The 12,645-nt window shown below is 47.3% G+C and carries 11 protein-coding genes; 1 reads left to right on the top strand and 10 read right to left on the bottom strand.

Annotated features, from left to right (window positions below):
• Positions 1-175: 175 nt before the first annotated feature.
• The 3 genes from spoVB to ACFQ0N_RS37290 form a co-directional block, all read right to left on the bottom strand.
• Positions 176-1,732 (bottom strand): stage V sporulation protein B, encoded by a 1,557-nt coding sequence (gene spoVB / locus ACFQ0N_RS37300; RefSeq protein ID WP_379335419.1) that lies wholly within the window; start codon positions 1,730-1,732, stop codon positions 176-178.
• Between the two features lie 132 nt (positions 1,733-1,864).
• Positions 1,865-2,191: an antibiotic biosynthesis monooxygenase family protein gene (locus ACFQ0N_RS37295; protein ID WP_379335417.1), complete on the bottom strand. Its 327-nt coding sequence runs from the start codon at positions 2,189-2,191 to the stop codon at positions 1,865-1,867.
• Between the two features lie 111 nt (positions 2,192-2,302).
• The gene (locus ACFQ0N_RS37290; protein WP_379335415.1) at positions 2,303-2,965 is read right to left on the bottom strand and encodes a hypothetical protein; all 663 of its coding nucleotides are present in this window, start codon (positions 2,963-2,965) and stop codon (positions 2,303-2,305) included.
• 98 nt (positions 2,966-3,063) lie between these two features.
• Here ACFQ0N_RS37290 and ACFQ0N_RS37285 point away from each other — a divergent pair, with 98 nt between their 5' ends.
• Complete coding sequence (locus ACFQ0N_RS37285) at positions 3,064-3,504, top strand: hypothetical protein (RefSeq protein WP_379335413.1); 441 nt, start codon at positions 3,064-3,066, stop codon at positions 3,502-3,504.
• Positions 3,505-3,558: 54 nt separating this feature from the next.
• On the opposite strand, the gene ACFQ0N_RS37280 is transcribed toward ACFQ0N_RS37285, so the two are convergent.
• From ACFQ0N_RS37280 to ACFQ0N_RS37250, 7 genes are all read right to left on the bottom strand, one after another.
• Entirely contained in the window at positions 3,559-5,265 is a 1,707-nt protein-coding gene (locus ACFQ0N_RS37280) for a response regulator (RefSeq protein ID WP_379335411.1), read from the bottom strand.
• A complete protein-coding gene (locus ACFQ0N_RS37275) occupies positions 5,258-7,009 on the bottom strand; it encodes a sensor histidine kinase (RefSeq protein WP_379335409.1) in 1,752 nt (583 codons plus the stop codon). Before ACFQ0N_RS37275 ends, ACFQ0N_RS37280 begins: the two co-directional genes overlap by 8 nt.
• 34 nt (positions 7,010-7,043) lie before the next feature.
• Positions 7,044-7,916, bottom strand: coding sequence for a carbohydrate ABC transporter permease (locus tag ACFQ0N_RS37270; RefSeq protein ID WP_379335427.1), 873 nt, complete (start codon positions 7,914-7,916; stop codon positions 7,044-7,046).
• A 65-nt stretch (positions 7,917-7,981) separates the two neighbouring features.
• Positions 7,982-8,839, bottom strand: coding sequence for an ABC transporter permease (locus ACFQ0N_RS37265; RefSeq protein WP_379335425.1), 858 nt, complete (start codon positions 8,837-8,839; stop codon positions 7,982-7,984).
• Positions 8,840-8,986: 147 nt separating this feature from the next.
• A complete protein-coding gene (locus ACFQ0N_RS37260) occupies positions 8,987-10,687 on the bottom strand; it encodes an extracellular solute-binding protein (protein WP_379335407.1) in 1,701 nt (566 codons plus the stop codon).
• 184 nt (positions 10,688-10,871) lie between these two features.
• Positions 10,872-11,543 carry a stalk domain-containing protein gene (locus ACFQ0N_RS37255; RefSeq protein ID WP_379335405.1) on the bottom strand — a complete coding sequence of 224 codons (672 nt, stop codon included), beginning with the start codon at positions 11,541-11,543 and terminating at the stop codon, positions 10,872-10,874.
• Between the two features lie 217 nt (positions 11,544-11,760).
• The gene (locus tag ACFQ0N_RS37250; RefSeq protein ID WP_379335403.1) at positions 11,761-12,642 is read right to left on the bottom strand and encodes a carbohydrate ABC transporter permease; all 882 of its coding nucleotides are present in this window, start codon (positions 12,640-12,642) and stop codon (positions 11,761-11,763) included.
• Between the last annotated feature and the right edge of the window lie 3 nt (positions 12,643-12,645).

Raw genomic sequence — 12,645 nt, 5'->3', positions numbered from 1 at the left:
TGCGAAGTTAACTTTTGCCGAATTTGATCGGTTATTTGAGCTGGACAAATTACCATCGGAATGGCTAGTTTTGCTTACCAGTTTCTTGAAAATGCGACCCTAAATATTGGATAATCAACAGGCCTGCGTTTTGTGCAACAATTCCAGTTCACAGCCCTGACAGCTTTCTGAAAATCTACGAAACAATCGGCGGCGGCAGCTTCGGATTGCCGCGCAGCGCCCGCGTCAGCTGCAAAGTTGCCGCATACGCCGCCAGCGACACCAGCAGCGTAACGAACAGCTCCGCAATAGTCCCGAGCTGCATACGCTCCATAAAATGATGCGCCGCCAGTCCGCATACGATCATAATGACGGCGCCCACACCAGTTTTGAATACAATCCGAAAATCGAAGTAAAAGCCGATCGTACCGGCAACAGACAGAAAATTTAATAGCGTTAACAACACGATGCCAAGTCCGAAACCCCAGGCAACACCTTCAATGCCGAACGTCGAGCCTAATACAAAAATCCCGATCACTTCAAAAATATTAGTTAGCACATGATTCCACATGACGGTCGAGGCTTTGCCCAAACCGAGCAAAATCGCTTGCAGCGGTGCTTCAAAATAATAGAGAAAAAATAACGGGGCGATCAGCTTCAACAGAACACCCGCTTCCGGCGCATGATAAATCACGGTCATCAGCGGCTCTGCCCACATAAACAACATGATCGTACAGGGCAGTCCCGCAATCAGCGCAGTCCGCATCGCCAAATCCATGCGCGTATGCATAAGACGGGTGTCATTATCGACGCTTGCTTCACTAATGGCCGGTATGAGCGCAGTCGATAGCGAATGGGTAAAAAAGCTGGGCAAAAACAGCAGCGGAATGGCATATCCCATGAGCAGGCCAAACTGTTTGGTCGCCAGCTCCGTCCCTACGCCATACATGACCAGGCTCTTAGTAATTAACAGCGGTAAAAAAGCCCGGTATATGGAATGAATAAAGCCGCTGCCCGTCATCGGCAGGCCAATGCGCAGCAACTCGAACAGGGTACGGTCGCCTTTAATAGAAAATTGCCCATTCATGGAAGGCGCCGCCGCTTTTGGCTTGCCGCGATTGGACCATTTGAACATCGAAAATAAATAGAGCAGCCCGAACGCTTCACCGATAACAGCGGCTGCCATGGCGCCTGCCGCGGCATAGGCAATCCCGTACGGGAGCAGCAAATTGACGACCCCAAGAATAACAATAATTTGCGCGACATTTTCTACAATGTCCGAGATGGCGAGCGGGTTCATATTTTGCTTGCCGCGAAAATAGCCCTTTAGTACAGCAGACATCGCAATAATCGGAATAATCGGCGTCAGCGCCACCATCGCATAGTACGCCCGCTGATCGGCGAGGAAGACCGAGGCGATCCACTTCGAGCCAAACAGCGCCACTAATGTCAGCACAACGCTAAGCGTCCCGGTCACACTTAACGAAACGGCAAGAATCCGTTTGATCCGCGCTTCATCTTTGCGTACCTCCGCTTCCGAGACGAGCTTGGAGATCGCTACAGGCAATCCCAGCTCAGTCATCGTAATAAACAGCGGCAGCAGCGGATGAGCAATCATTAACAGACCTACACCTTCAGCTCCCAAAAAACGGGCCAGCAAAATACCATTGACGAAACCAAGCATCCGCGTAATAAAGGAAGATACTGTAAGCACAAAGGTTCCGCGAATAAAAGACTGCTTATTCATCCCCATCTTGCATCTCCACCCAACTGTCCTGTCTTCTCTCTATGAAGCATATTCGGACAACCCGGTTTCCATGCAGACAAGTCGTACAAAAAAAGATGACCCCCCGCAAACCATGCGAAGATCATCTCTTAAAATGCATTATGATGGCAGCTTTACAGCCTTCACTTCGTACATATCGACAACCGTGCTAATTAAATATTCCGGTTTTTCCTGGTTGCGCTGATTGCGGTGTCCTTCAATATGCGCCGGGCTCTTCTCCCACCGCTTCCATGCTTCTTCAGATTCCCAGCGCACCATGACGACAACCTGCTCCTCCTCGTCATTGCGGCGGCCCTTCTTCACCATGACTGTCAAATCGATGAAGCCTTCGATTTCTGTCATCGGACCGCCCGGCTTGCCGAAACGTTCCACAACTTGATCCGAAAAACCGGCCTTTACTGTGATCGTTCTTTTTTGAATAAGCATATTCATGCACCCTCCGCTCGCATTCTATTGCCCTATTTTTTCCTGTGAAACCCTCTCCCAATCAGTATATTTGATAACGATTATCATTGTCAAACATTTACCATTGTTCGTCTACTCGACAATCTTTGTTTCGCCGCTGGCTTCAATTTCATATTTTGTTACGCGAGACCAGCCTGAAAAGTTGAGTTCCTTGTCCGGTACCGCTATAAACTCCTTATTAATTGTGACCCGGCTGTGCGGAGAAACAAAGAAAGTCTCCGGCTGAAACACAATTTCCGGATGATTATCCGTGACCGGTCTTAATGTAATCGTCGGCTGATTGCCATAATTGTAAAGCGTTAAGCTGCAGTTGGCATGTACGCGATTATTTTCGTACGTCTGGAAGCTGCATTGACTATCCTTGAGTGAGTAAGCCACTGACCGGATACCCGTCGAATTGTATTTCAAAATAAACATCGCATATTCAGAAACGATTGGTGACAGCCATACGAATGCGATGCAGCCGATAATGATACGGCTTCTAATTTTGCGGTACCGCGGCAAATAATATATTGTGGCTCCCAGATATCCGGCAATAAGCAGAAAAATGCCCGTTATCGCGGAAATATGCAGTCCGTGGTTTCCCTGCTCGCTCCATGGCGGCAGGCCAAGCGCCCGAAAGATCGAATCGCCAAAAGAGTAGCCCAGATGATGGTTGGACACCAGAACCAATCCCAACACAACTAAGCTCAGAAACACAATCCCTCTGTTCAAACTGAACGATTGCCATTTCATACCTTTCTCCCCCTCTCTTTGTCTAGTGTACATATTATTTCTCAGGCTGTGCAACCTTTTTCGTTGTCAGTCGTTATAACAGTATGGAGGTGTTCAACATGAAGAAGAAAACATACGGATTAACGGGAATGATTATGCTGCTCGTGCTGGCCGCAGCCCTTACAGCCTGTACGAAGGCTCCGGCGCCAAGCAACACTGACAATAAACCGGCAAACAGCGAAACCAAGGGCAATGAGAACAAGGGCAACGAAAACAACAGCCCACAAAAGGAGATCAAGCAAGGAAAAGGTACTTACAATGGTCAACAGGATTCCCACTCGATTGAAATCCAGACCGCCGATGGCCCGACGCCATTCCAGATCGAGGCGGATTTGGCGGACGTACTGGACGATCTCCAGTTGGATGAGCCTGTCACCTTCGAATATTACGAAAAAGCAATTGAAGGCGACGATACGGTCAAGCAGCTTATTTTGACCAAGCTGGAAAAAGTGAACAAAAACGAAGACGATGCCGGCGGCAATGCCACGAATAAAAATTGAGAATTGAAAAAAACTCCCTGACCGGCAGCAGCCGTCAGGGAGTTTTTTTGCAGTTTACTTGAACAAATACATTTTGCGAAATTCCTGAGGGGTCATCTGATTATGCTTTTTGAAAAAACGGATAAACGCCAAACTGGAATTATAGCCGGTTTCCTCGGCGATCTCCCAAATTTTCAAATGCTTTTGCCGCAGCAATTGCTTCGCCCGCGCATTGCGGATTTCCGTAATATAGTCCGACAGCCCGATTCCAGTCATTTGTTTATAAAACCGTGAAAAATACGACGGGTTCAAGTTCACATGCGCGGCCAACGTCGGCAGTGTCAAATTATCGGCCAGGTGGGTTTCGATATATTCATGAATTTTGTTTATCAATTCGTATTTGTTATGGCTGGATACATTGATTTTATACTCAAAAATCGCGGCCGCGATTTGTTCAAAGCCGCTGATCACTTTCCGCCAGACAATTCTCTCCCCGAACTGAATCTGCTGGTCCATTTGCTGCAGCTTCGCCCATTCATCGGTTAGTTGACAGGCGGCGACGCTTGATTCGAACACGGAATAAAGCGCATGAAAGTATTCAAGCTTGTGCAGATGAACGATCGACTGATCTTGAATCACTTCCTCCAGTTCGGCAAACAATTTGTAAAATTCCGCTTTGTCCCCGTTCTCCAAATACATCTCCAAGCTTTGGATCTTGTGCAATTGAAAATGCGATGCGCCGCCCTCTTTCACCGGTTCGCGCCGCTCCTCCCGGCTATCCTGCGCAGCGGCTGGCGGTTCGGACGGTAGATTCGCCTCCCGTTCAAGCTCCGCTTGCAGCTCGCCAAAAGACGCTGGCAGTTCAGGCCAATCGGCGGGCACAGCGTGTACGGCGAAGGAAACCTGCAGATCCAGCAGCTTGCGGCAAGTGTGGCGCATCGAAGCCAATTTTCCGTGAATGAAGGCGATATGTTCATTCCAGCGGGCAGCGAGCTCCCGCTCATCCCCCTCTTCCCGTTTCTCCGGCTGAAACAGCATTAGCAGCTGCGACTGACTATACCCTAAAGCAATCCGCTTGACGCAATCGGCCAAGTATTGTTCGGCAATCTGTGCGATCGCGTGGAACAAAGCGTGCCGGTCCGGGTCTCCGTCCGGATTTGCACTTGGTTTCAGCCCCGGATCTGAAGTTGTGCCCGCGCGGCTCTGCGAATCGATGCGGCCCATCACCAGCAAAAATGGCAGTTCGGGGCGAAAAGGTACCCGCAGCAGCTCAAACTGCGTTTTGATGCTGTCCTGTGCTCCTGTTTGCCCGCTAAGCAAATCCCATATATGCTCATGTCGTGACGACAGGACGTTATCATTCATTTGCCTGACCGTCTGATGAATCAAATTTTTAGTAGCGGCTTCCTCGTTCAGGCTGTGGATTGCTTTTTCGACCGTCCGAATAATTTTATCGTCGCCCTCGGTTTTCAAGATGAATTCAAACCCGCCGAAGGAAATGGCGTCCCGCACATTATTAAAATCGTTGTACGCCGTCAAAAAAATCACTTTGCAATTCAGTTCCTCGGCACGAATATGTTTCAGCAGCTCGATTCCTTCCATCCCGGGCATTTTCATATCGGACAATACAATATCAATTTTGTTGCTCTTTAACATTTCCAGCGCTTTTAAGCCGGAATAGGTTTTATACAATTTCAGGTTCAGATGGGAAGCGCCCCGCAGCAGTTCAGTCAATCCGTCCGCAACAATAGGCATATCGTCGACAACGAGCAAACTATACATCGATTTTCTCCCCGCTCTCCGGCCTTATTTTGATGCTGACATGCAAGCCTCCCAGTATCGATCTTGAAACAGAGATGCCGCAATCTTCGCCATACCGCAATTGAATCCGGCGATGCACATTAATGATTCCCGTTGTATTTTCAATTTCGCCCGAGGCGCCCTTCAATTTATAATTTAACAGTTCGATCGCTCTATCGTCCAACAGATCGCCGTCATCTTCAACATGAATATATAAATCGTTTTCATTTCTCTCCATATGAATCCACAAATAGCCATAGCCTTCTGTTTTCTCAAAAACATGCTTGTAGGCATTTTCGATAATTGGCTGCAATATGAGCCTGATTACCGTCCCCTCTTGGGCCAGCTTGCCCGGCTGCTCAAAATCGACTTCAATCCGGTCGCCAAAACAAACGGTCTGAATGTGGACATAAGTCAAGGCATGCTTAATTTCCAGCTCAAGCGGTATTTCGTCCGCCTCATCGCGGGTGACGTACTGAAAATAATTTCCCATATAAAGACAAAACTGATAGGCGCGCTCCGTGTCGACCGTTTTGATCAGACGGCAAAGCACAAAAAAGCAATTGTATAAAAAATGAGGGTTAATTTGCGATTGCAGCCTTTTTAACTCCGAACGCTGGCTTCTAATTTTTTGCTCGTATACTTCCAGAATCAAGCTTTTCAAACGTTCCACCATCTCATTAAACCCGCGGTACAAGTAGCCGAATTCATCATTTCGGTTCGCGGGCAGCGTCGGAAACGTATGGATGTCCCACATTTTGTTGAAAATACGGACAAGCTTACTCATCGGACGATGAATCACATTATGGATGGAATAGGAAAACAATGCAATGATCAGGACAGATACGATCGATATCACCCAGAACCAGATTTTAAACGTTGTAATCGGACCAAGAATATACGTTTTCGGCAAACACGTAACGAGGTAAGCGTTGAGCGCCGGCGAATATTTGTAGGAGATCATCCAGCTTTCTCCTCCCAGCGATGCCGTTTGCAAACCGGACCTTTGCCCGGCTGTCTCCCGATCTTGTAAAAATTCCCGGATTGCAGCTACCATAGAGGCGTCTGCGCGGCCCGATACAGACCAGTTTTGCTCGAGATTAATAATGACCGCATTGCCCTCGTCGGCTTTAATGACCGTTGACAGCATATCGTTCATCTTCGGTATGGAAAGCTCAATGCCCAGTACGAATGACGGCTTGCGCTTCATACTGTACGGGTACTCCAAACTTATAAATAATCGGTTGTTCCAATAAATGAGCGGACTGCCGCCGGAATTTTTTCTTTGCATCGCTTCGAATTCCGGCATATCGATGCCCTGGCTGTAATCGGTCGTCGAGATCGTGCGATTGATTCGCGGAACATAAGCCTTGGCCCCGGCAATGTAGATGCTGGAATATTTCATCAGATAGAGCCGCCTTTGCAGCGCATTTACAAGCTCCACCCGCTCATACTCGCTAATGCTGTCGCCGATCGCGCTCAGCTTCTTCAAATCCTGGTCCATGACATATTCGGGGAGGGAGTCGGAAATACGCGCCACCTCCGACTCCAGCATATTCGTAAAATAATCGGTTCTTGCCATAATCGATTCCGCCATCTCCCCCAGCACGCCGTCGGACCCTTTCTGGTTAACGATAAGCGTAATCACGTAAAGCGGGGCAATGACAAGAAAAAAGGTAAGAAACAATTTCATGAAGATTGTGGAGTTTTTAAACGGATTAAACATTGCTGCGGTCACACCACCTTTTAATCGTGGCGTTTTATTCCTTCACACTGCCAAGCACGATCCCTTTAATGAAAAACCTTTGCAAAAAGGGATATACGATCAGTATCGGAAACGCGGCAACGAAAATTTGCGCAGCCGTGCTGGTCCGGTCGGATAATTGCCTTAAAATATCCAATTCCTGCGAAGAAATAAAACGGAAGTCTTTCTTTATAATAATCGTTTGCAGGAAGGTTTGCAGCGGATAATTTTCCGGACGGTTCATCAGCACGAGTCCGTCGAACCAGCTGTTCCAATGTCCTACCATCGTAAACAAGATGATGGTCGCCAAAGCCGGCAAAGACAAAGGCAAATAAATTTTGAACAAAGTGACAAAATGGTTCGCTCCATCGATTTTGGCCGATTCCTCAAGCTCCTTCGGAAGCCCGCGATAAAAGTTAAGCAGCAGAATAACGTTAAAAACCGGCACGGCTCCTGGCAGCACCAAGGCCCAGACCGAATCCATCAGCCCCGTTTCCTTAATCGTCATATACCAGGGAATCAAGCCGCCGCTAAACAGAATCGTCAAGACGAAATACCAGGCGTATCCGGTGCGAAAGCGGAATTGATTCGCCTCCTTGGATAGCGGATATGCCGCGAGGATCGTAAGCAGCGTACTGATCGTAGTGCCGAGCAGCACCCGCTTGACCGAAACGCCAAACGCCATGAAATACTCCGGTTTCCCGAAAATATTGTTATAGGCCGCCGTTGTAAAATCTACAGGCCAGATCGATACCTTGCCTGCAGCGGCAGCCGAGCCCGAGCTGAATGACAACGCTAGAATATGGATCATGGGCAAAATGCACATCAAGGAGAGCACGCCTAAAAATATATAGTTGCAAGCGATGAAAATCATTCGGCTGCGGGTCATTTTATATGCCACTATGCAACCCCTCTTTCCTTATTCGTTCAAATGTAAAGCACATGCTCCAACGTCTAAAATATTCTGTAATTCGCCAGCCGGTAAGCAAGAAAATAGGAGAGCGAAATGAAAATTAAAGAAACGACCGATTTGAAAAGCCCGACAGCGGTTGCAACGCCGTACTGGAACTGCTCCATCCCCAGTCTGTACACCAGCGTGTCTATAATGTCCCCGCTTTCATACACTTGCGGACTGTATAAATTGAAAATTTGGTCGAAACCGGCGTTCAGGACATTGCCTAAACTTAAAGTCGTGAGCAGTATAATAACTGGCAGCATGCCCGGTAACGTGATGTGCCATGTTTGCTTCCATCGGTTGGCTCCATCCATTTCGGCCGCTTCATACAAGGATGGATTAATGGTCGTTAATGCGGCTAAATAAACGATCGTATTAAATCCGAACTCCTTCCACACATCCGAAAACACAATGACAAAAGGAAACCAGCGATTGTTGCCCAGAAAGTAAATCGGATCGATGCCGATAAAGCTTAAAAACTGATTGACAATTCCCGTCGAAGGCGACAAAATATCGATCAAAATGCCGCCAAGCAGCACCCACGACAAAAAATGGGGCAAATAAACCAGCGTTTGAAAAAAACGCTTGAACATTTCTTTGCGAACTTCGTTCAGCAGCACAGAAACGATAATCGGCACAATCAGGCCGACGACCATTTTCATCAGCGCGATATAGATCGTATTGAACATGATGCGCTGAATATCCGGCAATTCGAAAAAGAATTGAAAGTTTTTCCACCCGATATTCGGGGAGTGGAAAATCCCTTTAGACGGGATAAATTTCTCGAATGCGATGCCGATCCCGAACATCGGAATATAGCTGTAAATAAATAGGACAATGACGCTCGGTAAAATCATGACATGCAGAGGCCAATCTCTAATCTTTTTGCTCCTGAACAATCGTCACACCTCCACATAAATAAAAAAATCGGAACGGAATGCAGGCAGGAAGGGATGCCCCCTCCTGCCAAGACATCTATGGAATATCCGTTTACTTCTGCGAGCTTACTTCTGGGAAGCGTACCACTCGTTAACCTCTTGCGTAATTTTCTCCCCGCCGAGGCTTTTCCACTCTTCAACAAACTTGTCGAACTCGTCGATTGAAACCTGGTTCATAATAATTTTCGTGAAAACTTCTTTCTCTTTGGCATCAAGTACCGACTTCTTCTCCTGCATTGTGATCGTCGGTGCTCCATAGAACTCATCCATCTGATAGCGGTCTTCCTGCAAATATTGGTTCATAATCGCCATCGAGCCGCCCGGTTTGGCAATCATCCAGTTCAGCCAGCCGGTCATATCCCCTTGCAAATATCGTTGTACAGCATCATAGCGGTTTGTCATATCCGGATTTTCGTTCAGCAGGCTTGGGTCCTTCGCCTCGATCGCTTTCGGGAGAATTGCTCCGGCCTGAACGTTGCCGTCCTGCGAGAAGAGGCGGATCGGATTGATCTTGAAGTACAATTTACCCTTATCCACCAGCTCTTTGCCGTGCATGTAGACTTTCTCTTCTTTTGAAATATTTTGCGACAGTTTTACCCATTGATTCAAAATTTGAATGACCGCTTCCGGATTTTTGCAATCTTTGGAGATGACCACATATCCGTTCACCCCAAGGCCGACTTGCGTTTTGGCCGGCGTGGCATCAATCGAAGGCAGCGGATACACTTCCCAATCCTGAACAAGCTTGCCTTCCTTAATGGCAGCGCTTTCCAACGGCCAAGCACTTAGCCAGAAGGCGCCGTAGGCCATTCCGATTTTGTCGCCGGCTACAAGTTCATTTTCCTTATCGGGATCTTTCGTTCCAAATTCCGGATCGATTTGTCCCGATTTGTACATATCCTGCAGCTGTTTCAGAGCTACCTTCACTTCAGGCTGAATACTGCCGTATGCCAGCTTTCCGTCGGCGTCCTTCTTCCATGATTGCGGATAAGCATGGTATCCATTAAAAAATCCGGTCAGCCCGTATTCATTCAACAAGTCTTTGTGCAGGGTCATGCCGTACGATTTTCCGGTTCCTCCAGGATCCTGTTTCGTAAACTCTTCGGAAATTTTCAGTACGTCCTGCATCGTTTTAGGCTCGGGAAGGTTGAGCTTTTGGAGCCAATCCTTGCGCACCCACAGATAGCTGGACGAATTGTAAGGGCTATCAGACAATGGAATAGCCATTAAGCGCCCGTCCGCCTTGGCGGATTTGAGCTGGCGCCCGCCGTCTTTTGTGTACCAGGCTTTTGTCTCTTCGGTCGCGTATTGCTCGAATACATCCGTAATGTCCATGATCATATCGGCTTCGATCAATTGCTGCAATTGCATCTGATCAACGCTGAAGAAATCCGGAATATCGTTCGATGCAATCATCATGTTGAGCTTTTGCTGCAGCTGCTTGGAATCGGCCACCCATACGTTTTTGATGCGGATGCCCAGATCTTTTTCATACGCATCGTACACGGCGTTTTTGTCCATATTTTCGCCCGGGTCCCATTTGATGTCCGAAGGATTTCCGCGAACCGTCGTCAGCTCAACCACTTGTTTATTTGTATCGGCCGGATCTGTTGACGGCGCCTCATTTTGCCCTTTGTTTGCGCTTTCCGGATTGCCCGCTTTGTCAGAGCTGCCGGAATCGCCTGAATTGCCGGAACTGCAAGCACTTACAAAAGCAAGCATTGCAGTCATTGCGCCAAAGGCCAGCACTCTTCTCCATTTTTCCATTGTGTGTACCCTCCTCATAATGATGTATATATATTTCATTAATAATTATAAAGCTCGAAAATAACAGCGCACCATATACTAGTTTTTACGTTGTATACGTTCGTTTACTTCTTTTTGCCTTCCGTCATGTCCCGTTCCTATGAAAAAGAAACTCCCCGGCTGCAGCAGCCAGGGAGCTTTCGCGTTATTTATAGTAGGAGGTTGTCAGCGGGACAAACATTTTGCCGCCGTTGTCAAGATCAGCGTAAATATAAAGTTCTTGAACGCCGGAGATGTCGACAACGATCGTTTTCAGTCCGTCATCTATGGCAACCGATTCTTTTGCCAATACCGTATTCGTGCCGGAATCTTCGACTTTAATTTCTTCAATATCCTTACCTACAGCCGCTACTTGCAAATAAAGCTTCTGGTATTTGCCTTTTGGATACAGCATAAAGGAGCTGTTGCGTCCGCCTGTAGCATCGTCAAAGTACACATCTTTGTAGTCTTTGCCGTTATACATCGTCACTTTTGGATCTTTTGAATGATACATGCTGTCAAAGCCGGCGGCAATCGGTGTTCCTTTCGCCTGCTCGCCAAGGGCTACTGTCTTCGTCTTGCCGTCATACTTGACAGTAACACCCAAAGCGTTGGAAATCGCGCGTACCGGCAAGTAAGTCGTGCCATTATGTACGATCGGCAATGTCGGAACCCCTTTATCATTTACTGGCTGATAGGATTTTCCATCAACGGTAAACTTGATGCTGCTGTCAAAAAAAGCTTTAATCTCTTGAAGATTGGAGCCCGCATATACCCCCGCGGTTGTACTCAGCAGCAATCCTGCCGCAGCAATCGTTGCCATCCATTTTTTCTTCATCACTGTCACTCCTCATAAAAACAATAAGTGAGGCTATTATATAAAATTTACATGATGACTACAAGGAGCTAAGGATAGCTTTACATATTAAATTGCGATAAAGGAGCAGTTCTTTGGACCTACTAAATCCGTGATTGACCTGAATATCAGCCCAACTGCCGCTTACTCCCGTTTAGCTCGGCGGCCCGACGGCAGGCATTGCTCCGCAAGGAGCTCCCTAACCTTTTACCGCACCAATCATGACGCCTTTAACAAAGTATTTTTGCAAAAACGGATACAAAATCAGGATTGGGATAGTGGATACTGCAATCATGGCATATTTAATCGTTTCTCCAATCGGCATCTTGTCGCCCGAGCCGACTCCCGTCATCATGGAATCGGTATTATTTTGAATAAGAACCTCGCGAAGCAATAGCTGCAGCGGCTGCAAACCGCGGTCCCGCAAATAAATGAACGCGTTAAACCATGCATTCCAATGCGTCACCCCATAGAATAAAATCATGACGGCAACTACAGGCATGGACAGCGGCAGGATGATCCGGAACAAAATTGTAAAATCGCTCGCCCCATCTATACGGGCGGATTCTTCAAGGCTAACGGGTATCCCTTGGAATGACGTGCGCATAATAATCAAATTATACGTGGAAATCAGACCCGGGAATAATATGGCCCAACGTGTATTCAATAGCCCTAATTCGCCCATCAGCAAATAATTGGGGATTAAGCCGCCAGAAAAGAACATCGTAAACACAATAAGCATCATTGCCGGATTGCTCCACATCACATTTTGTCTGGACAAAGCGTATGCGGCAAGCGAAGTGAAAAATACGTTTAAAAGCGTGCCTGCTACAACATAAAATAGCGTATTGAAATAGGCTTGACCCAGGTTAGGATTCTGAAAGACAACTTTGTAAGCATCCAATTGAAATCCTTGCGGAAAAAATAAAAAACCGCGCGATTGCAGCAATAAATCCGGACTGCTGACAGATGAAATCAGAACATAAATGACCGGGTATACCGATGCAAAGCTTAATACTGCAAGAAACAGGAGATTTGCGGCCTCAAAGAGCCGTTCGGCCAGCGTCATTTTTCCACTCATGCC

The organism is Paenibacillus sp. GCM10027626, from assembly GCF_042676285.1.
Taxonomy (GTDB): domain Bacteria; phylum Bacillota; class Bacilli; order Paenibacillales; family Paenibacillaceae; genus Paenibacillus_Z.
Note: the sequence above shows the minus strand (reverse complement) of the source record. Positions and strands in the feature narration are given on the sequence as shown.

Excerpts from the sequence above, each read along its gene's own strand:
- spoVB (WP_379335419.1), bottom strand. The coding sequence starts at position 1,732 with ATGGGGATGAATAAGCAGTCTTTTATTCGCGGAACCTTTGTGCTTACA.
- ACFQ0N_RS37295 (WP_379335417.1), bottom strand. The coding sequence starts at position 2,191 with ATGCTTATTCAAAAAAGAACGATCACAGTAAAGGCCGGTTTTTCGGAT.
- ACFQ0N_RS37290 (WP_379335415.1), bottom strand. The coding sequence starts at position 2,965 with ATGAAATGGCAATCGTTCAGTTTGAACAGAGGGATTGTGTTTCTGAGC.
- ACFQ0N_RS37285 (WP_379335413.1), top strand. The coding sequence starts at position 3,064 with ATGAAGAAGAAAACATACGGATTAACGGGAATGATTATGCTGCTCGTG.
- ACFQ0N_RS37280 (WP_379335411.1), bottom strand. The coding sequence starts at position 5,265 with ATGTATAGTTTGCTCGTTGTCGACGATATGCCTATTGTTGCGGACGGA.
- ACFQ0N_RS37275 (WP_379335409.1), bottom strand. The coding sequence starts at position 7,009 with ATGTTTAATCCGTTTAAAAACTCCACAATCTTCATGAAATTGTTTCTT.
- ACFQ0N_RS37270 (WP_379335427.1), bottom strand. The coding sequence starts at position 7,916 with ATGACCCGCAGCCGAATGATTTTCATCGCTTGCAACTATATATTTTTA.
- ACFQ0N_RS37265 (WP_379335425.1), bottom strand. The coding sequence starts at position 8,839 with ATGATTTTACCGAGCGTCATTGTCCTATTTATTTACAGCTATATTCCG.
- ACFQ0N_RS37260 (WP_379335407.1), bottom strand. The coding sequence starts at position 10,687 with ATGGAAAAATGGAGAAGAGTGCTGGCCTTTGGCGCAATGACTGCAATG.
- ACFQ0N_RS37255 (WP_379335405.1), bottom strand. The coding sequence starts at position 11,543 with ATGAAGAAAAAATGGATGGCAACGATTGCTGCGGCAGGATTGCTGCTG.
- ACFQ0N_RS37250 (WP_379335403.1), bottom strand. The coding sequence starts at position 12,642 with ATGAGTGGAAAAATGACGCTGGCCGAACGGCTCTTTGAGGCCGCAAAT.